We start from the raw sequence: 19,189 nt of genomic DNA, 5'->3' as shown, positions 1-19,189 counted from the left end.
CCGCCGGCGCGGCCGAACGATACCGGTTAATGCGCGTTGGCCGACATGGTCCCCCCTTGGCTGCACGTTCTTGCGATCGCCTGCCTAGCCGCGGGCATAGGCTGCGCAACGATTATTGCGACGGATGAGTTCCGGCGGCCGCAGCATATGTGGATCATGAATGTCGTGTGGCCGGTGGTTGCTCTGTTCGGCGGCGTCCTCGTCCTCTCATTCTATTTTCAGTACGGGTGCCTGGGGACAAGGAAGTACATAAAGGCGGCGACGAGTCGCGAGCAGCGACAGCCGCCGAACAAGGCGGGCACGCCGTTCCCGATGATGGTGGCCAAGGGCGCCTTGCATTGTGGCGCGGGCTGCACGCTAGGCGACATCCTCGCGGAGACGCTCGCTTTCTTCCTGCCTGCGGTTCCGTTGTGGTTCGGTTGGAAGGCGTTGTTTTCGGAGAAGATGTTCGCCGTCTGGATTCTCGATTACATTTTTGCCTTCGCGATCGGCATCGCCTTTCAGTACTTCACCATTAAGCCGATGCGGCAACTGTCGGTCTGGGAGGGCCTCGCGCAGGCCCTCAAGGCCGATGCTTTGTCCCTTACCGCTTGGCAGGTCGGCATGTACGGCGTCATGGCCATCGCCAAGTTCTATCTGTTCGGCATCTTGCTCAACGCGCCCCTCGAGACCGACAGCGTTGAGTTCTGGTTCACGATGCAGATCGCCATGATCGCGGGTTTCGTCACCAGCTATCCGGTGAATTGGTGGCTCATCACGGCGAAAATCAAGGAGCGGATGTAGCGGTTACGCCTGCCTTGCCGCACGGGCCACGCGCTAAAGTGCGTCGATCTGCATTGCCTCTCTTTGCGGCCTACAGGGGGAACACAAATAGGTTGTTTTACCCCTGAACATGTCGCGCCTGGGTACGTTGTCGTCATGGTCATCCCCCTATCGAGCGGACGGTCATGAAAGCACTGGCGTGGCACGGCAAAGGCGATATCCGATGTGAGGAGGTTCCGGATCCGAAGATCGAACATCCGCGCGACGCCGTGATCAAAGTGACAGCGTGCGCGATCTGCGGTTCGGACCTGCACATCTACGGCGGCATCATCCCGGAAATGAAGAGAGGCGACGTGCTCGGCCACGAGACGATGGGAGAGGTGGTCGAGGTCGGCGCCGAGAACAAGAAGCTGAAGGTCGGTGATCGGGTGGTCGTACCCTTCACGATCGCCTGCGGCGAATGCTTCTTCTGCCAGAATGGGTTCTTTTCCGGCTGCGAACGCACTAATCCCGGTCACAAGAAGGCGTCGAAGTTGTGGGGGAACTATCCCGCCGGTCTCTTCGGCTATTCGCATCTCACCGGCGGCTACGCAGGTGGTCAGGCGGAATATCTGCGCGTTCCCTATGCAGACGTCGGCCCGATCAAAGTGCCGGATGGCCTGTCGGACGATCAGGTGCTCTTTCTCTCGGATATCTTTCCGACCGGCTTCATGGCCGCCGATTTTTGTCAGCTGAGAGGTGGCGAAACGGTTGCCATCTGGGGCGCAGGCCCGGTGGGTCAATTCGCGATCCGTAGCGCGTTGATGCTCGGCGCCGAACGCGTGATCTCGATCGAAACCGTTGCCGAGCGCAAGGCGCTCGCGAAACAATCAGGCGCCGCCGTCGTAATCGACTTCCTCGAGGAGGATGTCTACGACCGTATTATGGAGCTGACCAACGGACGCGGTGCCGATGCCTGTATCGACGCGGTCGGCACGGAGGCGGAGCCCGCAGCCAGCCTCGATTCCCGTTGGGACCGTGTGAAGACCGCGACCTTCATGGGAACGGACCGGCCGCATGTGCTGCGGCAGGCCATCCATTGCTGCCGCAACTTCGGCACGGTGTCTATCGTCGGCGTCTATGGTGGCTTTCTCGACAAAATTCCGATGGGCTCGGCGATCAACCGAGGATTGACGTTCCGCATGGCGCAGACGCCGGTGCAGGCTTATCTGCCGAGACTGATGAAGTTGATCGAAGAAGGCAAGATTGATCCATCCTTCGTCATCACGCACGAAGCTCCGCTCGAGGCGGGGCCTGAACTCTACAAAACCTTCCGCAACAAGGAGGACGGCTGCATCAAGGTCGTCCTCAAACCCGGCATGACGGAAACTCGCAAGGTGAAGAAGGAGATCGCTTATGCTTGATGCGACGAAGAAATTGGCGGTCGTCACCGGCGCATCGACGGGTATCGGCTTCGAACTCGCCAAGCAATGCGCGCGACATGGATTCGAGGTTGTCGTGACGGCGAACGAACCGGAAATCGCCGATGCGGCCGACCTCCTACGACGCGAGGGCGTCGGCGTCGAAGCCGTTACTGCGGACTTGGCGACGGAGGCCGGGGTCGACAAGCTTTATGACGCGATCGGCGGCCGGACGGTTGCCGTCTTGATTGCCAATGCCGGTCGAGGACTTGGCAAAGCGTTCCTTGACCAGGACTGGAAAGACGCGCGTTACGTCATCGATACCAACGTCACCGGGACGCTCTATCTCATCCAAAAAGTCGGCCGCGATATGCGCACGGCAGGGGACGGGAAGATTCTCATCACCGGCTCGATCGCCGGTTTCATGCCGGGCACGTATCAGGCCGTCTATAATGGCACTAAAGCGTTTCTCGACTCGTTTTCGTATGCCTTGCGCGAGGAATTGAAGGACACGCGCGTCACCGTTACCTGTCTTATGCCTGGGCCCACGGATACGGAGTTCTTCCGGCGTGCCGACATGATGGATACTAAGGTCGGCACCGAAGAAAAGGCCGATCCGGCCACAGTGGCGAAAGACGGATTCGAGGCCATGATGGCGGGCGAAGGCGGTGTGGTGAGCGGCTGGCAGAACAAGATGATGGCCGCCGCCTCGCACGTCATGCCGGCGGAGGCGCTGGCAAAGCAGCACGCGGGCATGGCAGCGCCGGGGACAGGCGAGAAGTAGCAGAGGGCCGCTTGTCCTCCTTCGTGCGACCGGTGCGGCTTCCGCAATAACGGGCCGCATATGCCCTAGACCAAGGCACGGACGTCATCCGCGCAAGTGGTCGGTCGTCGCGAGGACCTCCATCAACAGCTTTTCGCGCAGGCGTGGCGCGCGCAGGCCGGCGTGCTTGCGCGCCAAGGCGTGCAACATACCGGACTCGAAAGCCTCAACGACCGCGGCGTGCACGTAACTCTTGCGACAGACCGACGGCGTATTGGCGAGTTCGGCAGCGACACATCGCATGGTGGCCAGAATCTGACGCCGACGTCCTCGGATGCTGCTTTTGGCCTCGATCGCGGCCAGCTCTTGCAAGGCGATGGCTGAGCCGTTCAATGTCCGAAAGTCCTTGAGGGTTATGGGCTGTTTCGTGATCGCCCGCAGGGCAATGTTGATGTCGCGCCGCCGCAGATGACGAACAACACCGTCCTCGGCGCGATATTGAAACAACCGCTTGCCAGGAACCGCGCAAAGGAGCTTGAGGGCCCGCGCGAGCGGGCGCGACTCCACCGTTTTCTCGATGGCCTTGCCGCCCTTGCCCCGAAAGCGCAGGACAATGGTCGCCCCTCTGATCGACATGTTGGACTTGAGCAGAGTCGCGGCGCCGCGTGTGCCATGCTGTTGGACGTAAGCTTCGCTGCCTGGCCGCAGGGCCGTTGCGGCGACAAGTGCGATGACGGATGCGACCGCAAAGTCCTTCGTGGGCTCGACGCCGCGGAGTTGTCGCGCGACCCAGGAACGCACCTTCGGCAGCAGCACGGCAAGCTTGGCCAGCCGCCGCGCCTTGCGCAACTCCCGGACCTTTTCCCAATCGGGATGGTAGCGATACTGCGCGCGCCCAGCGCTATCGCGGCCGCGGGCCTGCAGGTGTGCGTGTGGATCGTCGGCGTAGACGACGTCTTCATACGCCGGCGGAACGGCGAGCCGCTTTAGACGATAGATCGTCCGTTCGTCGCGCAGCCGACGGCCCCGACCGTTGACATAGACGAAACCTGTGCCGTTGCGGCGGCGCCGGATCGTCAGTTCCTCGACCGTCGCGTACCGCAGGCCCAGTGAGCGCATGAAGACGTTATCGCGAGAGGTTGTCCGGGCGTTTTGATGCATGGCATTCGGAGGAATGCAGTTCCCCGCCGCCGGTTCCATTGCAAGCTACCGTCATTTAGTCATGACGTCGGCCGGTGCAGCCGCGGAGAGTTCCTGACCGCAACGCGTCTTGGGCACAAAGACGACGCCGCAACTCGTTCCACGTAAGGGAGAATGTCGAATAGGAGAACAAGGGCAATGATTATGTCGACCTCGACCCTAAGCGGAAAGGCGATTTTCTCCTTGTCGAAATGCGGCGGGCGCGTTCGGTGCGTTCTCAAAAATGACCGAACTTTTATCGCGCGTGCACAAATTGCCGCAATCGCCGAACATAGCTGCAGGTAGGGAACATGGTGCCCGGACAGAGGCTACAAGCCGATGACTGAAAACCGCCGGCAAATCGCCGTTCGTCGTGTCGTTACCCGCCGGCGGATTATCGCCGCGCAGGAGAGACGCATCGCCGAGCTGCCAGCGCTCGACCGTGAGATCAACGTGCCGAAGGCCTGCTCACCATCTACAGGACAACTCGGGACCTCTTCGGGCAAGACTTAAAGAGACTGCGTGACGAGGCCAAGATCTTCACGTAATGCCTTAAGCAAGACTCCTACAAATTTCCAGAACGCACGGCCGTTTTCGGAAGGCGGCTCTTAAATGCGGCTGTCAACATGACGCACTCACACTTTGGATAGCGGAACGCCTAACGAGTGGGAGAACGTATGGACAATAGCAAACTCAACCGCGGCATCCACGACCGCGGGCGGATCAACGTCGGCGAAGATTATGAACTCCGCTACTGGAGTCAGAAATTTGGGATCACGCCGGACTGTCTTAAGAAGATCGTGGACCGCGTCGGCGATTCGGTGAGCGCCGTCGAGGCGGCGCTGAGGAAGTGAGCGAGGGCAGGCGGAGTGCACCGGCCGGTACTTCGGCATCATAGTTCCGATGCACAGATCCGGAGCTCCTGCTGAACCAGCGCGATCTCCGGCCGTATTGTACAGCTCTGTCGTGTCGTAGAACGTTGGTAGCACAGCCGTCAGCGTTGCCCTTCATTTGGGCTAGGGCCGTCCGCAATTATCCCCCCTCGTGCTGAACTGTCACCCGAACGGGGACCGATTTCGCCGCCGGCACCTTGCTCTCCTTTGCGAAGTGCCAGAGCGGAATGAGCACATTACATTCGGGATAATAGCCCGCGATGCACTTCTCCGGGATGTCATAAGGCAGCACGATTAGGCCGCCGAGTTCCCGCCGAATGCCATCGTCGACCGCCGTCGATAAGATCAGCATATCGCCTTTTTTCAGCGCGAGCCGCGCCATGTCCTTCTCATTCATCAGGACGACGTTGCGTCCGCCCTTGACGCCCCGGAAGCGATCGTCTTCGCTATAGACGGTCGTGTTGAACTGCCCGTCGGCGCGCAACGTGACGAGCTGATAGATATCGGCTCCCTGTTCGCGGCGATTGGTAAGGCTCTCCGGCACGGTGAAATTCGCCTTGCCATTCGGTGTCTTCCAAACGCGCTCGCGCGCCTCAATGGGCCGCGGAAAGCCGCCCGGTGTGAACATCCGCTTATTGAAATCCTTGAACTGATCCGGGTAGGTCGCCTCAATCGCATCGCGTACGAATGCGTAGTTGCTGACCCATTTGTCCCAGTCGACGGAAGGATTGGGGGGCAACGTGGCTTTGGCAAGGCCCGCCACGATGAAGGGCTCGGAGCGCACGTGCTCGCTTACCGGCTCGCGCTGGCCGCGCGATCCGTGGATGCAAGCGGTCGAGTCCTCCATGGAAACCGCTTGCGGACCAGTCTCCTGTCGGTCGATCTCGATGCGACCAAGACACGGCAACAGATAGGTGGCCTCGCCTGGCAGAAGATGCGTTCGATTGAGCTTGGTGGCAATCTGCACCGAAAGCCGCATCTTCATCCAGGCCGGTTCGATCAGTGATCGCTCGGGCACGGCGCGCGCAAAATTGCCGCCTAGTGAGATGAATCCCCGCACCGTGCCGTCGAGGATGCCTTTGCAGGCGTCGACCGTCGCCAGGCCGTCCTCCCGGGGCGGCTCGAATTGGTAGAGTTCCTCCAGCGCATCCAGCGGGACCAACTTGGTCTTCTCGCTGATGCCGACCGTGCGTTGTCCCTGCACGTTCGAGTGACCGCGCACGGGTGAGATACCTGCGCCCGGCTTGCCGATATTCCCGCGCAGCAGCAGCAAATTGACGATCATCTGCACCGTCTCGACACCGTACTCGTGCTGGGTCACGCCCATGCCGTAGTTTGCAATGACGGCACTCGCGTGGATATAGGCGCCTGCCGCGCGACGGATCTCGGCCTCGCTGACGCCCGATATCCTTTCGAGATCGGCCCACGCCTGATCCCGGCAGCACGCCGCAAACGCCTCGAAGCCGTGCGTGTGTTCTTCGATGAAGCCCACATCGAGAATACGCGGACCTCCGATCTGCTTCGCCACATCGTCGGCTTCGATGACGGCCTTGCACAGTCCGACGATCGCCGCGATATCGCCGCCGACGCGGACCTGACAGTATTGGGAGGAAATACGCGTGCCCCCGGCGATCATCTGCGTCGGGCTTTGCGGATCGACGAAGCGCTCCAGCCCCCGCTCGCGCAGGGGATTAAAGGTGATAATTGGCACGCCCCGTTTAACTGCGCCCTGCAACGGATGCAGCATGCGTGGCGAGTTGGTCGTCGTGTTCTGCCCGAAGAAGAAGATGCATTCGGCCTTATCGAAGTCCGACAGGAGCACTGTGCCGACCGGAGAGCCGATCACCGGCGGCAAGCCAACCGACGTCGACTCATGGCACATATTGGACGAGTCGGGGAAATTGTTGGTGCCGTACATGCGACCGAATAACTGGTACATGTAGCTCGCTTCGAGCGACGCACGGCCGGACGAATACATGACTACCGACCTGGGCTCAAGCGCCTTAAGCTCGGCGCCGATCGCCGCAAACGCTTCGTCCCATCCGACCGGCACGTATTTATCGCTGGCGGCGTCGTAGCGCATTGGATGCGTCAGCCGGCCGTTTTGCTCCAGCGCATGGTCCGACCATGTACGCAATTCGCTGACCGTATGCTCGGCGAAGAACTCGGGCGTGGTACGCTTTTCCGTAATCTCCCAAATCGTCGCCTTGGCGCCGTTCTCGCAGAATTCGAACGCATGCGGCTCTGCCGGCTTGGCCCATGAGCAACTGACGCACATGAAGCCGTCCGTCTTATTCTGCTTCATCAAGATTTCGGTGCCGAGTGCTGGCACCTGTTCACGCGCAAGAATGCTTGTCAGGGCGTGCACCGAGCCCCAGCCGCCGGCGGCGTCCGGCTTTTGTTCGACCTCGGGCTCCGTACGTGGGCGCGATGACATAAGACACCTGCTTGAATGAATGCGAAACGGATCGTCGCCCTGTCGCATCAACAATTCTGTCAGGACCACGTTCCGGGAACCGGTTGATTTCTCGCGCGTCTATTAAGGTGAGACGTCCGGGAGCCTGCGATGACCGCCGATACCGTTGACGAGCCGATGGCGGCCGAGACCGTCCCCTTCAGCGGACGCAACGAGGATGGGAGGGGTTTCTTCTCGACCCGCGCGCTCGTCCAAGAGACCGCAATCGCCTTCGTTTACAACGGTACGACCGAGGCGGTGATGATGGCGACGCCCGCCGATCTCGAAGACTTCGCCATTGGCTTCAGTTTGAACGAGGGCTTGATCGAAGGCCTGGAAGAGTTGGACGCGCTCACGGTCCAGCCGGCGGAACATGGCATCGAACTGCGCCTCTGGTTGAACAGCGCACGCACGGCGGCTTACCAGACCCGTCGACGCCATCTCGCCGGTCCGACCGGCTGCGGCCTATGTGGCATCGAGAGCCTCTCAGAGGCGATGCGGCCGCTGAAACGGGTTGCGGCAGATACTACCGTTTCCGAGAAAGAAATTGCCGATGCGGTCGCTTCTCTCGCTGCGTTGCAAAGACTTCATCAAGCGACTCACGCCGCCCACGCAGCCGGCTACTACTGCCCTGGCCGCGGACTGATCGCCCTCCGAGAGGACGTCGGCCGACATAATGCGCTCGACAAGCTGGGCGGGACGCTGAAACGCGACGGCGTCGATGCGAGTCGCGGGCTGCTCGTCATTACCAGCCGGGTCTCTGTCGAAATGGTGCAGAAAACGGCTGTGATCGGTGCGCCCGTCCTGGTCGCCGTGTCAGCGCCGACCGCCTTGGCCGTGCGCACCGCCGCCGCCGCTAACGTCACCCTCGTGGGCGTCGTCCGTGGCGATACTTACCAGGTGTTTTGCCACGGGCATCGGATCACCGATGGTGCATTGGCGCAAGTGATCGATGGCGCGCACGACCACGACCAGGGTTCCGCTCATCGCTGACGCCCGCGTTGGCCGATCCTTGTCGCGGAACGTCCGCTATCGCAAGCGCTTAGAGTTCTATACGGACAACGCGCCGGCGGAAAGCGGTGCGCGCCCTAACATTCATTGGGAACTGCACCGGCCATGGAGCAAAGCGAGCGCCTTCCACGCGAGACCGATGGCTCGGTCAATCGGCTACGAAATGCCATCGATCACGGCCGCACACGCGACAAGGTGAACTGGCCTGACCCGGCCGCAGCACCCCTCGGCACGGACGAAGAGGCTGCGGGCACGCCTGTGCGCTCAGAAGCGGTCACGACGGCAGCGGCAAGGGAGATCAAAGCTAACGATGATGCCGAGCCGCGTCGGCACGTAATGGGCGCGGCCTGGATTCTGGTTGCCGTCGTAGCCCTCACGGCAGTAGCGCTCGTAGCCTCCCTGCTGTTACTCGCAAACTCCCTTCTGTTATGACACGTCGATCCGGCACACACGTCAGAACGTTGTACCCACTTTATTCCTTTCTCCGTCCTCGAACCGGGCTGTAGGCGCCTTTGCGGCTACGCTGGAGGCCCTCAGGCACGCTTTCATCCGGAGGATCCGTCTCGGGCATGGCAGCCGAACCACGCTGCGGCTCGTGACCATCTCTATGCTCTTTGAGCGGTGTTGATGATGGCGGCACGACATTGTCGTAAGCGCCCTTCCTTCGGTCAACGAGATCCGACTTGGGCGGCGTCTGCGAGGCGTCGGAGTTGCGTTTCAACATTGCCAGATCCTTATGTGGGGCAGATGATTTAAGGCGGACCGCCGGAACAGTAGCTTCCGCATGCGTGGCACTGGGACACAGCCAGTAAAACCACCGAGGTCGTCCGGCCGTTCCTTGGCGACGCCGGACAAACGACGGTGGGATGCGACGCCTCTGCGACTTTGGCGCTGCGGAACAAGAGCAAGTTCGCCCCGTTGGCCTGGAAACGAGGGAAAGCCATGGGTATTCAAGAAGCGTTGTTCGGCGCCGGCGCACTTATCCTTCTCGCCATACTGGTCTACGGCGTGCGGCGCAGTAAGCGTCCAAGGCAGGCGCAGGGCACGGCCGACGAAGCCACACGCCGCAACTTCGACCGCCGCTGATCTGTCGCACCACGCCGTCCGCGGCGTTACCGTGATCACGCGAGCACAAATGCATCTAATGGCTTCCGAAGTTACCCAAAACACCCTGATGTACTTCGTCCTGCCGCTGTGGCTCGCGGCGGGCTTTGCCGATTATCTGTGTCATCGCCATGCGGACATCGAACACACGAGCGGCTGGAAGGAGTCCCTCCTTCATTTGTTACAGTTCGGAGAAATGGCCATTCCGGTGCTCGCGGCCCTTTTTCTGGAGATCAACACGCTCGTCATCGCCGTGATGATCATTTGCTTCGCACTGCACGAGGTGACGGCACTATGGGACGTCCGCTACGCAGTCGCGACGCGCGAGGTCACACCGCTCGAGCAACACATTCACAGCTTCCTGGAGATGTTGCCTCTGATGGCGCTGCTCATGGTGGTGGCCTTGCATTGGGACCAGTTCATCGCATTGTTCGGCATGGCGCCCGCGCGATTTGATATCGCATGGAAGTCGCCACCCCTCGGAGTGACCTACGTCGTCACAATCCTTGCCCTTGTCCTCTTGTTCGAGGTCCTGCCTTACCTGGAAGAGCTATGGCGGGGGCTTCGCGCAGAAAGAACCTCACGGTCGGACAGCATCCGGCGCGACAGCTAGGAACCGATCACACCTGCCACGAAGCGGGCTCCGCTCCTGCGTGGACCGCAATGGTAACCGCTTGCAGCTTAACTGATCGGCACGATGGCGATAATGCGTTGCGTACTCGTTTCAACGATCACGAAGCGATCACCGGCAACCAGATACTGATCCCGAGCATAAGACGGCAGCGCCTGGCCCAGGTCCCCGGGCATGTCGTGAACTTCCACGTTCCGCGGGACCGCTGCACCGACCGATAAAGTGAAGGTCCCCGGCTCGACCTGCGGAGCTGAGCCTGCAAACTTCTTGATCGTGTCAACTTGCTGCGAAGTGAATGCAACCGAAGCGCTACTCGAAGCTGTGATATCCTGGTTCCGACCCACGGTCGCCGGCGACGATGCGTTGGGGCTCGACGCAGGCGGCGGTGGCGTATCGCGCGCAACAGTGCTTGTCCCCTGCGTCTGGACCGAGCGTCCGCCGGCCGATTGATCCGTCCTCCTTTCGGAAATCGGGACGACCAGCCACACGAACGACAGCAATATGAGCACGACAGCGACGGACATGCCCCAGACCAACACCTGGGATGTGCCACGTTGTTCCTGCTCACGCGATAGATCATCTTTCATTTCCACTACTCGTCATATCCACTGAGCAAACGCACCTAAGTGCAACAATCCCGCCTTATAAAGGTTCGGCGTCTCCGCATTGGAACCCTCGGAGAGGAACTGTGCGCCTCCGAATGCCGTGCATCAAAACGCCTCGACAGCTTCACGCGATAGCGCTTCCATGCGCTCTTTCGGCGAGGGTTTCCGGTCTGAGGCCTCGACTTGGAGGTTCTCAGCTCAGCAAGTGATTTTGCTGATCGACTCCGCCGTGCATCTGCCAAGACTTAAGCAGGCGCAACTGAGGACCATTGCCGCTGACCGTCGATATCCCGAGGCTCCGTCCAAGGCGGGCGACGGCACGGACGATAAATAGGCAGCGGACTGAAGGATGTGGTGCAGCTAGGCGGGGCGATCCTTGAGGCCACACTCTAGGCCCGTTTGGAAGAACAGATGAAGCGTGGGGCTTTCGGAAAAAAGGGCTATTGCGCTTTTTGCACGAACACGATGCCGGCGCGAAGAGCGGAGCGCTGGCGCGCGACTACGCGCGGACTCAGAAGCGGAGTTACAAACACCATACTTCCCCGCCCAAACTCTCCGCTCGATTTCATGGTCGAAATCCGAGAGGACAGACTGAGATCTTGCTCCTGCACACAAGTTCTAGAGCCCCGGATTGAATCTCCAGGCAGTCAGAGGACTCCTGGAGAGCGCCCCATGCCCTTCATACGGCCGATGCTAGCCCGCAAATATTGCGGCAAGCTGCCCGACCGCTTCTTCACACAACCCAAGCTCGACGGAGTGCGCGCAATCGCGGCGGCCGACGGCCTGTGGTCGCGCTCCGGCCGCCGGATTACTTCTTGTCCCCACATCGAGCTAGCCCTAAAGGCGGTCTTCGACGGACATCCGGATTTGATACTCGACGGCGAACTGTACCATCACGATCTTTGCGACGATCTTTTTTCCATCATCAGCGCGGCAAACAGACGGATGCCGGCGCCTGCCGGAAGTGCACCATTCCTCCAATTCCATGTGTACGATGTCCCTTCATCGCCCGCGTCGTTCTCGGAACGAGTGAGCATTCTTGACCAACTGCGGTCATTCCTTTCCGGCCCGCGAAGTCCAATCGGAGTTGTCGAGACGTCTTCTGCTTCCTCTCGCGACGAATTGGACGCTCATCTCAAAACGGCGCTCGCGGACGGCTATGAAGGCGTGATGATCCGCAGCGATTCCCAATACGTCCAAGGCCGAACTTCCAACCTTCTCAAACTCAAGCCCTTTGATGACGATGAATTTGATATTCTGGGGTTTGAGGAGGTTGGAGGAGCGGCCTCCGGCTTTGCTCAACGCGTCACCCTGCAGCTTCCGGATGGAAGAACCTTCAAGGCAAACCTAAAGTGCGATCGCTCTTATGCGAGAGCCTTGTTAAACGGCGACTTCAAGTCGGCGACAGTCCGGCATTTCGGATTAACGCCTAACGGGATTCCTCGCTCTCCGGTGGCGGTTGCCTTTTATCGATCGCCGAAAGCTGCGGCCGGTAGGGCGCTAGCGGTGCCACCAATCATCTGAGGTGGGGCGAAAACGCAGTCGACAGCGTTGCCGCCTTGCCATCCTGCTCATGTTGAATCCAGGTCGCGTTCAAACCCGAGGAGAGCGGTCCACGCAGAGTGGACGATCTTCGCAAAAAGGCTCGATTAGGTCGCGGGACGAGGCGTTCGGTAAAGTTCGGTGACCTAACACTGAATAAAGGGCGACAAGGAGTCGCCCATGACACAGTCCTCGAGTGCGAAAGCTGAACGAATTCGACAGCTGAATGACAGCTTCCGGCGCACATTTATCGGCGGCAGAGTTATGATCACGCCCGGCGTCGAAGAGCTTGATCTTGCCGTCAGAAATGATCTCCTCCGTCAAGTGCGTGAGTTCACCGCATTTGAGGGCGACAATGATCCCTATAGCGAACACGATTTCGGCGCCGTCACCGTCGGCGAACAATCGTTCTTCTGGAAAATCGATTACTACGACCGAACTCTAGAAGGTGGATCGGACGATCCTGCCGATCCCGGCAAGACGACCCGCGTCCTCACCATCATGCACGCGTCGGAGTACTGAAAGCTCCTCTCGAACGTGAGTAGCCCGATGAGAGCCTCCTTTATGCAAGAATGTATGAGTTTTAGTAGATACAGTGAGAGCCCTGCGCACATCGCGACGTCGAACTCAGTTGCTCCCCATACGCACTCCGTAAGAGCGCTCACTGCCGTCACTCGAGCGAGCAAGCGAAGTTCTCATCGGATGGCTCCGCTCCTCCTACGGCTCACCCTGATGGAGAGCGCCGCCATTGCTCGACGGGTCATTTGGATCAGCTCCTTGTGTCTATCCAGCTACCGCTTCCGGAAGTTCGAACCGCCGGCCGCGCGCCGACTTCCCGTGGTCAGATGACACCCCAGTCATTGGGTGCCCGCTATTTTCCACCGACTGAACGTTGTGACGGGGCCTCCAACATCTAGTCCACTCGGATCAGGGCTGCGACTTCTCGTTCAAGCAGGCATCTTCCGCCTTCGTCGGCGAAGTTCTCTTGGAGCAGTACGCCGGCAATGTCGGACCAAAGCGCCATAACGCCCTGCTTTTTCCGAAACGCGCGCTCCTTCAGGTGCTGACAGAGGCGCTGAAGGAGTGCTTCATCTAAAAAGTGGAGCGCCGGCTCATCAAACCGGATAGGTCGAGAGTTCACCATTGATGCATATAGACGGGCCCAAACTCCTCGCAACCTTGAAACTAAAGTCGCTATGGGAAAGTCGGTCGAAAACGAATCCCGCTGTTCCTCGTTCGGGGACCTCTCGAACAGTTTCAACCAATACGATCCTGCGCTATCCGCCCAATCGATATCGAAGATTTGGCGAATGTGCCGTGCATCTACATTGGCGTCATTTGAAAGACTATCAAGCGCGTGAGCAATCAAGCCCGGCAGGCCTCGGCTTCCAACAACAAAAGAGTCAAACGCATCGTCATCAAGCCTGACGTTCCCCCGGGCGCTAAGCATCCGCGCGATTAAGCAACGAGCTTCGATGTCAGGGAGCGGTCGAAGACGCTCGACCTCACATCTCGATTGCCCGGCCTGGCGCACCCCCTCAAGCGTTTCGGTAAGAAAAATGACCGTTGTAGGTGTGGCCGGCGCTCTCTCGTTCTCCTCCTTCTCGAGCGGCTTAAGAAGCGCGTCAACCAATTCCGGCGACGCACGCTCGAAGCCGTCGACGATCAAGATATGACGGGGACCAATGGGGACTGTGCGGAGCCACTCGCTCAGCTTTTCCTTCAACTCACGAACTCTCTCTTTGGCGCTGCTGATGCCCGCTTCGATTTCGAGACAATCGAAGTTGTTGCCTACGGGAGTTCGACAGGCAGAACACACTCCGCACGGTACAGCCGAATCTGCTCTCGGCTGGTCGCACAGCAATGCCCTCGCGTACAGGTTGGCGACGGTCCGCTTGCCTACGCCATCAGGGCCGTAAAGAAGAAGTGCTGTGTCATGCTGATTGCGCCGAAAACGGCTTCTAAGCCGCTCCACTACCTGTTTCTGCCCGACGATGTCAGCAAGAGAGCGGGGCGGAAAACATGAATGCTCAATATCAGGCGTCAATATCGTCATGCTGCGGACCGAGCGAGCTCCCGTTCACGACGCTCCCGAGCGGCGCTCCCAACAAGTGATCCGAGTCTTGCAACCCACGCCGGACTGTCGGCTCCGTTCCCAATGGCGGCCAGATTGGTCGCAAGTTGCAACACCGTGCGCTCTTCTGGGGTCAGCCACCGACGCGGCTGGCATTCGGCAAAGTTCATCAGAATAGCGTCGAGCTCCTCCCACCAATCTGCGAACGGATTGGTCGTCGCTCGAATGCGCTGGCGTGAATGAAAGTCGCGGCAGAGAAGATCGAACGCTGTCACGAGGCCGTCCGCATGTGGCGTGATGTCCTCTTGTGCCTCGTTCAACAATGCATTCAAGCGTCGACCCCCGACCAACACGGCCACCGCCCACAGCAAGTGGCTCTCTGGGCTACGTATCACGCTAGCCTCATTCGAGAGCAGTTCGCGCGTGAACCGATACAAGTCAGCGATGGCATCGACCGGGCGCCCTTCGCGCTGGCGTAGCCGATCCGCAACGCTTCTTACAAATTGGTCGATGGCATCCCGTTCCTCGTTCTCGACAAGACGACGAAGTGGTCGGAGAAACGCACGACGTTCGGAAGCCTGCGTGCTTATAGCTAGATCGGAAAAGGTGCCTGTAACTTCGTCAAAATACACCAGAAGCTCGTCTAAGCGGCGCCAGAACTCATTGAGCTCCCACTCCTCCTGCCAATTCATTAGCGGCCACAGCAAGGCTTCGAACGCGCCAGGATTAATTGGACCGAATGGCATGTCCGTTGTTGACCAGAAGTAGCTCATAACTGCCGACATAGTCGACGGCGTCACGAGCGGCTCCTCTATGATCTGGCACCGCTTGCCAATCTCCGTCCAAAGAGGGTCATCGAACAGCGGATTGTTATGGGCGATGAAGAGAACCATTTTCTTGCCATTCGGAGCCGTCAGATTTTCTTTGACCGCCTCTGACACTTGGCGGGTTTTTACATCGCAGAACGCGGCCATCTCAAATAGCTGCGTCGAGATAAGAAACTTGTCCAAACCCGAGAGGGGAACGCCCTCGAGAATCAGCCCCTGGCGGTCGAGTTCAGATACGATCGCGCGCATCACACGCGACACTAATATACCGGATCGATATCGATAGATGATCGCTCCCGCAAAATGCGGTCGCATTAAGAACTCCACGTCGAGCAAGAAACCACCCCACTACTGCTGCCACCAAACCGGCCAACTTCTCAGCCGGAATTTGGCGTCTGATGGCCACTTTCCAAGCAAGACGTCTTGCTCTTGCTTTAGTTGATCGCCAGTGAATTGCCGCGATAAGGACGCGAATTTCGTCTGCCGATCATTGAACTCGCGACGCCGGTCTGCAGCCTCTTTTAGCTCCCAGCCGTCACGAATGCGATCGAAGGCACTATCATCATAAGCGGACAAAAACGTCATGTTGAAGCGGCTCGCCTCTTGCAAGGCTTCATCTGTCAGCCCGCCAATGAAACTAAGACGCGGTGGTGATATTGGCCGCGGATCACGTCGATCCTTAACCCGGACACCGAGCCTATCGAGAATTCCGCGGCGAGTGCTCGCAAATGAACTATCGAGCCCCGGTTCGTAAAGGCTGGCGCACAAATCCAGCACGGCCTTCCAATGAAACCGGAGAGCCTGCTTTCCGCCCGCCGGCGCAACCTCGCTCTGGATTTCGCAATCGCCATCATCGGAGGCGCGGCGCCTGCATTCGCCGAGAAATTGTTCGAACTCTGGCCGGAACTGCTCGGCAACACCCGGAACATGGCCTGTAAAGCGGGCGTGAACGCCCCTTTCTTCGCTGCGATCAATCAAGATCGCGCCGCCCCACCCATCCTCACCTTTTGCCGACAACACGCCGGCAAGTTTACGTCGGAATGCAGCAATCGCCTCAACGGCTTCCGGTTCCGAGGCTGCAAAGGGACGCATAGTCAGAGCAACATTGAAGAGCTTTCCATGGTGCTGGATGAAGAATGATGCGCGATTGATAATCTCGCGGACCTCCGCCGCACTCATATACTCTGAGGCAGATCGAATGACAGTGCATCCCATTGCATCGGAGCTCGCTTCTACCATCGGCGGCGGCGCCACAGGGACGATGGGAGAGCGAGATGCGCTCAGAGGCGAATCGTCGCGCAAGATATCGATCTGCCGTTCAAACAATGCGATCGTCAGTTGTGCGCCGGCGTCGTCATCGAGACGATGACGAGCCCAAAATTGCAACAGGCTTTCCCAGTGTTCCCGGAGATCCCTGCCTGCGGTCAGCCCCAGGCGTTGCTGTAGCTCTGATACGACCGCACCCTGTTCCCGGATCGCCCCGTGCAGCAAGGGATCGACCACCACATCCCGACCCAAAACCACATTGTAATAGAGGGATACAATATAGTTTCGAATCCATTCAGCTTTTCTAAGAGGGCTTTCCTGCCAAGCGGATAAAATCTCGCTCGCGCGATCAAACTGCCCTTTGGCAAATGCTAAACCGTAGGCATGCAGGATGTCGATTTGATCGACGCCAAACGCTTCCTTGACCAGTTCGACGGTGATCCGATCGCCAGGGCCGGAAATCTGCTCAAGTCCAATGACGAGATCACGCGGATAATTCCTCTTTACGGCGGCCAGAAGCTGCAGCGCCTTGGGATCGTAATCAATGCTTTGCTTTGCTGCGATATCCCTGAGCAGTTGTAGGGCAGTGTCTGGCGCGAGAGCCCGTACCCTATGGACCATCAGGCGGGAGATCAGCGCCTCACCCAGCTTGGCAGGGGCCGTCGTGGCTAAGCAAAACACAAAGCCGTGCCGATCATCCTCGATCTCTTTCAGAAGTAGATCAATGGCGTCGTCATCTAGGGCATGTGCTTCGTCGAGGAAAATGACCTTAACGCTGCCTCGACATTTCGATATCCGTGCTTGGGCCAGAAGGGCACCAATGCTCTCGCGCTCTTCCTTATTAAGGCCGGCGGTGTCGTATTCGAACAGACCACCACCATTGGGATCCCTGCAGGTTTCGCAGGTGCCGCATGCCGATCCATCTGGCAGATTGCTCTCACAATTGAGAGCCGCAGCGTAAAGCCGCGCCAAGGTAGTCTTGCCTGCCCCCCGATCGCCGCACAAAAGCAGATTGCGCCGAAGCTTATTCCGTCCAATCAGTGATCGGAGATGACGCACTATGTCGTCTTGACCCAAAACCTCCGAAAACGTTCTAGGTCGATAAATCTTGTCGTAGCGTTCTGGATCGGTAGTCATGGATCAACTGTAGGGCGTGTAGGGTGTGTAGCCGTGTAGGCCTGCGAGACGACGAGCGGAAGCGCCTCGCAGGCCTGATCATCATCGCGGCGATTTCAGTACATAGTAACGCGCGTCGTTGGAGCGCTCCCGTGCAGAAAACGGAATCCCAGGCAGCCCGGCATCGATGTAGCCCTTGACGGCCTTGCCGAACGACGTGTTGGTGACCGGATCGTCGGCCTCATCGCAATAAAGCTTATAAAGCTTCTCAGCATAAATCTTCTGCCCACCGTCACCGTGAGGCGCCGTGATGTTCCGAACGGCCTCGGAAGAAGGATCAAACGACATAAGCCACGTCAAGATGGGATCCGGCGGCACATAGCTGGCCTGATATACGTGCAACTGGTCAAGCACCGCTTTGATCGGCTCCTCACCATCGATCGGAACCGATCGCCACATCAGATCAAAGTCCAAACTGTTAATGGTCGACCATACTTCCGGCGATCCGCCCTTCTCGACCGCACCGTTCTTCATGGGAAGGAGCAAGAAGCGACGGTGGCCGGTCTCATCCGGCACCAACGAGAGGATGTTCTCGTTGGTCGAGGCGATGAAGCTTGCCAGATTGACGATCCGCCGCTGCTTCGAAGTGCCAAGCACACGGTTCTGCTTGTGCATCGCCGTAATCGCGGCTTTGAGGTCCGGCACGTTGCCGCTCTTCAAGCGCCCCGCATCATCGATATTCACGACAGCATAGGAGAATAATGCGCTACTACGGGGATCGGCGACCTCGGAAAACGGAACGGGATCGCTTGCCAACTCCTCGAGCGGCTTCAACATACGGAGAACGAGCTCCGACTTGCCGGAGCCCTGCACCCTGTTCATGATGATCGGCATCAGCGGGTGGCCGACCTTCTCCTGAAGCTGCTTGCGCTTGACCTGGAACATGAACTGCTTCAGACCGCGAACTACGATCGCTTCCGGCGCATCGAAAACCGTGGCGAAGAGCGCGAAGTGCTTGTCCGCACGCATGGTCTCCTCTCGCGTCAAGCCGGTTTCGATCAGTCGTTCCATGACCGCCGCCCGGCGCTCGACCGCGCGGTCCTGAATGGTCAGACGTACGGCACGGGAGATGTCTGCCTTGGCAAAGGCGTAGCCGGCGCGCGCGCAGAATTCGACAATCTCGTCGGTAAGTATTTTGTCATCGATGGGCTTGATACGAAGTCGCACCCTCATATCGGCCCCGACGGGGACCGCGCGTCTGAGATTGGCATCGGCAGTTACTATCAACCCATGATAGTCGAGATATATCGGGACCAATGAACGGGGGCCGGTGACCGCCTGGAAGGGATCGGCCAGTGCCGCCGGCGCCAGGGGCGTCGAAGGGTTCTCAGGAAGGTCGTCATGGGTTGGGGCTGGTTGCAGTGAATAGTCAGAATCGTGAGACATGATAGAGCCGGTACAGTTCGACGCTCCCGTCCGGAATGAACGGGGCCGTACCAAGGAAAAAATATAAGCTCTTTATCAGATGCGATCAGTTGGAGCGCCGGCCAACGTCGGAAGG

Annotated in this window: 18 protein-coding genes; 10 read left to right on the top strand and 8 right to left on the bottom strand. The window is 59.1% G+C overall.

All coding sequences use genetic code 11. The annotated features are described in order from the left end of the window. Nucleotides 1-45: 45 nt before the first annotated feature. The 3 genes from DW352_RS18225 (at nucleotide 46) to DW352_RS18215 (ending at nucleotide 2,946) form a co-directional block, all read left to right on the top strand. Nucleotides 46-783, top strand: coding sequence for a DUF4396 domain-containing protein (locus DW352_RS18225; RefSeq protein WP_115692668.1), 738 nt, complete (start codon nucleotides 46-48; stop codon nucleotides 781-783). A 164-nt stretch (nucleotides 784-947) separates the two neighbouring features. Continuing rightward, complete coding sequence (locus tag DW352_RS18220; RefSeq protein ID WP_115692667.1) at nucleotides 948-2,165, top strand: zinc-dependent alcohol dehydrogenase; 1,218 nt, start codon at nucleotides 948-950, stop codon at nucleotides 2,163-2,165. After that, entirely contained in the window at nucleotides 2,158-2,946 is a 789-nt protein-coding gene (locus DW352_RS18215; RefSeq protein WP_115692666.1) for an SDR family NAD(P)-dependent oxidoreductase, read from the top strand. Before DW352_RS18220 ends, DW352_RS18215 begins: the two co-directional genes overlap by 8 nt. A gap of 84 nt (nucleotides 2,947-3,030) precedes the next feature. On the opposite strand, the gene DW352_RS18210 is transcribed toward DW352_RS18215, so the two are convergent. Next, nucleotides 3,031-4,044 (bottom strand): DNA topoisomerase IB, encoded by a 1,014-nt coding sequence (locus tag DW352_RS18210; RefSeq protein ID WP_162827042.1) that lies wholly within the window; start codon nucleotides 4,042-4,044, stop codon nucleotides 3,031-3,033. A 399-nt stretch (nucleotides 4,045-4,443) separates the two neighbouring features. Here DW352_RS18210 and DW352_RS26905 point away from each other — a divergent pair, with 399 nt between their 5' ends. Next, the gene (locus DW352_RS26905) at nucleotides 4,444-4,617 is read left to right on the top strand and encodes a hypothetical protein (protein ID WP_162827041.1); all 174 of its coding nucleotides are present in this window, start codon (nucleotides 4,444-4,446) and stop codon (nucleotides 4,615-4,617) included. 164 nt (nucleotides 4,618-4,781) lie between these two features. Then, entirely contained in the window at nucleotides 4,782-4,958 is a 177-nt protein-coding gene (locus DW352_RS18205) for a DUF3606 domain-containing protein (RefSeq protein WP_115692664.1), read from the top strand. A 178-nt stretch (nucleotides 4,959-5,136) separates the two neighbouring features. Here the strand turns inward: DW352_RS18205 and DW352_RS18200 are convergent, their stop codons facing one another. Then, the gene (locus tag DW352_RS18200; RefSeq protein ID WP_210210016.1) at nucleotides 5,137-7,434 is read right to left on the bottom strand and encodes an FdhF/YdeP family oxidoreductase; all 2,298 of its coding nucleotides are present in this window, start codon (nucleotides 7,432-7,434) and stop codon (nucleotides 5,137-5,139) included. A 129-nt stretch (nucleotides 7,435-7,563) separates the two neighbouring features. Here DW352_RS18200 and fdhD point away from each other — a divergent pair, with 129 nt between their 5' ends. Continuing rightward, nucleotides 7,564-8,445, top strand: a complete 882-nt coding sequence (fdhD, locus tag DW352_RS18195) for a formate dehydrogenase accessory sulfurtransferase FdhD (RefSeq protein WP_245434166.1) — start codon at nucleotides 7,564-7,566, stop codon at nucleotides 8,443-8,445. Between the two features lie 490 nt (nucleotides 8,446-8,935). Here fdhD and DW352_RS26900 read toward each other — a convergent pair whose 3' ends face one another. Beyond that, on the bottom strand, nucleotides 8,936-9,187 hold the full coding sequence (locus DW352_RS26900) for a hypothetical protein (RefSeq protein ID WP_162827040.1): 252 nt from the start codon (nucleotides 9,185-9,187) through the stop codon (nucleotides 8,936-8,938). Nucleotides 9,188-9,405: 218 nt separating this feature from the next. On the opposite strand from DW352_RS26900, the gene DW352_RS26895 reads away from it, so the two are divergent. Continuing rightward, complete coding sequence (locus tag DW352_RS26895; protein WP_162827039.1) at nucleotides 9,406-9,549, top strand: hypothetical protein; 144 nt, start codon at nucleotides 9,406-9,408, stop codon at nucleotides 9,547-9,549. A gap of 58 nt (nucleotides 9,550-9,607) precedes the next feature. Beyond that, nucleotides 9,608-10,180 (top strand): diguanylate cyclase, encoded by a 573-nt coding sequence (locus DW352_RS18185; protein ID WP_115692661.1) that lies wholly within the window; start codon nucleotides 9,608-9,610, stop codon nucleotides 10,178-10,180. A gap of 68 nt (nucleotides 10,181-10,248) precedes the next feature. Here the strand turns inward: DW352_RS18185 and DW352_RS18180 are convergent, their stop codons facing one another. Next, complete coding sequence (locus DW352_RS18180) at nucleotides 10,249-10,785, bottom strand: DUF1236 domain-containing protein (protein ID WP_115692660.1); 537 nt, start codon at nucleotides 10,783-10,785, stop codon at nucleotides 10,249-10,251. Between the two features lie 690 nt (nucleotides 10,786-11,475). On the opposite strand from DW352_RS18180, the gene DW352_RS18170 reads away from it, so the two are divergent. Both DW352_RS18170 and DW352_RS18165 read left to right on the top strand, forming a co-directional pair. Beyond that, the gene (locus DW352_RS18170; protein ID WP_162827038.1) at nucleotides 11,476-12,327 is read left to right on the top strand and encodes an ATP-dependent DNA ligase; all 852 of its coding nucleotides are present in this window, start codon (nucleotides 11,476-11,478) and stop codon (nucleotides 12,325-12,327) included. A gap of 198 nt (nucleotides 12,328-12,525) precedes the next feature. Beyond that, complete coding sequence (locus DW352_RS18165; protein WP_115692657.1) at nucleotides 12,526-12,867, top strand: DUF3768 domain-containing protein; 342 nt, start codon at nucleotides 12,526-12,528, stop codon at nucleotides 12,865-12,867. 391 nt (nucleotides 12,868-13,258) lie between these two features. Here DW352_RS18165 and DW352_RS18160 read toward each other — a convergent pair whose 3' ends face one another. From DW352_RS18160 to DW352_RS18145, 4 genes are all read right to left on the bottom strand, one after another. Then, on the bottom strand, nucleotides 13,259-14,401 hold the full coding sequence (locus DW352_RS18160; protein WP_115692656.1) for an AAA family ATPase: 1,143 nt from the start codon (nucleotides 14,399-14,401) through the stop codon (nucleotides 13,259-13,261). Continuing rightward, the gene (locus DW352_RS18155; protein WP_162827037.1) at nucleotides 14,398-15,582 is read right to left on the bottom strand and encodes a hypothetical protein; all 1,185 of its coding nucleotides are present in this window, start codon (nucleotides 15,580-15,582) and stop codon (nucleotides 14,398-14,400) included. Before DW352_RS18155 ends, DW352_RS18160 begins: the two co-directional genes overlap by 4 nt. Nucleotides 15,583-15,594: 12 nt before the next feature. After that, entirely contained in the window at nucleotides 15,595-17,649 is a 2,055-nt protein-coding gene (locus DW352_RS18150; RefSeq protein WP_115692654.1) for an AAA family ATPase, read from the bottom strand. A gap of 81 nt (nucleotides 17,650-17,730) precedes the next feature. Then, the gene (locus DW352_RS18145) at nucleotides 17,731-19,074 is read right to left on the bottom strand and encodes a VapE domain-containing protein (protein WP_162827036.1); all 1,344 of its coding nucleotides are present in this window, start codon (nucleotides 19,072-19,074) and stop codon (nucleotides 17,731-17,733) included. Nucleotides 19,075-19,189 lie beyond the last annotated feature (115 nt).

The sequence above is a fragment of the Pseudolabrys taiwanensis genome (assembly GCF_003367395.1).
Taxonomy (GTDB): Bacteria; Pseudomonadota; Alphaproteobacteria; order Rhizobiales; family Xanthobacteraceae; genus Pseudolabrys; species Pseudolabrys taiwanensis.
The sequence above is the reverse complement of the archived record's forward strand: the minus strand, read 5'-3'. Positions and strand labels throughout refer to the sequence as shown.

Excerpts from the sequence above, each read along its gene's own strand:
- DW352_RS18225 (WP_115692668.1), top strand. The coding sequence starts at position 46 with ATGGTCCCCCCTTGGCTGCACGTTCTTGCGATCGCCTGCCTAGCCGCG.
- DW352_RS18220 (WP_115692667.1), top strand. The coding sequence starts at position 948 with ATGAAAGCACTGGCGTGGCACGGCAAAGGCGATATCCGATGTGAGGAG.
- DW352_RS18215 (WP_115692666.1), top strand. The coding sequence starts at position 2,158 with ATGCTTGATGCGACGAAGAAATTGGCGGTCGTCACCGGCGCATCGACG.
- DW352_RS18210 (WP_162827042.1), bottom strand. The coding sequence starts at position 4,044 with ATGCGCTCACTGGGCCTGCGGTACGCGACGGTCGAGGAACTGACGATC.
- DW352_RS26905 (WP_162827041.1), top strand. The coding sequence starts at position 4,444 with ATGACTGAAAACCGCCGGCAAATCGCCGTTCGTCGTGTCGTTACCCGC.
- DW352_RS18205 (WP_115692664.1), top strand. The coding sequence starts at position 4,782 with ATGGACAATAGCAAACTCAACCGCGGCATCCACGACCGCGGGCGGATC.
- DW352_RS18200 (WP_210210016.1), bottom strand. The coding sequence starts at position 7,434 with ATGTCATCGCGCCCACGTACGGAGCCCGAGGTCGAACAAAAGCCGGAC.
- fdhD (WP_245434166.1), top strand. The coding sequence starts at position 7,564 with ATGACCGCCGATACCGTTGACGAGCCGATGGCGGCCGAGACCGTCCCC.
- DW352_RS26900 (WP_162827040.1), bottom strand. The coding sequence starts at position 9,187 with ATGTTGAAACGCAACTCCGACGCCTCGCAGACGCCGCCCAAGTCGGAT.
- DW352_RS26895 (WP_162827039.1), top strand. The coding sequence starts at position 9,406 with ATGGGTATTCAAGAAGCGTTGTTCGGCGCCGGCGCACTTATCCTTCTC.
- DW352_RS18185 (WP_115692661.1), top strand. The coding sequence starts at position 9,608 with ATGGCTTCCGAAGTTACCCAAAACACCCTGATGTACTTCGTCCTGCCG.
- DW352_RS18180 (WP_115692660.1), bottom strand. The coding sequence starts at position 10,785 with ATGAAAGATGATCTATCGCGTGAGCAGGAACAACGTGGCACATCCCAG.
- DW352_RS18170 (WP_162827038.1), top strand. The coding sequence starts at position 11,476 with ATGCCCTTCATACGGCCGATGCTAGCCCGCAAATATTGCGGCAAGCTG.
- DW352_RS18165 (WP_115692657.1), top strand. The coding sequence starts at position 12,526 with ATGACACAGTCCTCGAGTGCGAAAGCTGAACGAATTCGACAGCTGAAT.
- DW352_RS18160 (WP_115692656.1), bottom strand. The coding sequence starts at position 14,401 with ATGACGATATTGACGCCTGATATTGAGCATTCATGTTTTCCGCCCCGC.
- DW352_RS18150 (WP_115692654.1), bottom strand. The coding sequence starts at position 17,649 with ATGACTACCGATCCAGAACGCTACGACAAGATTTATCGACCTAGAACG.
- DW352_RS18145 (WP_162827036.1), bottom strand. The coding sequence starts at position 19,074 with ATGTCTCACGATTCTGACTATTCACTGCAACCAGCCCCAACCCATGAC.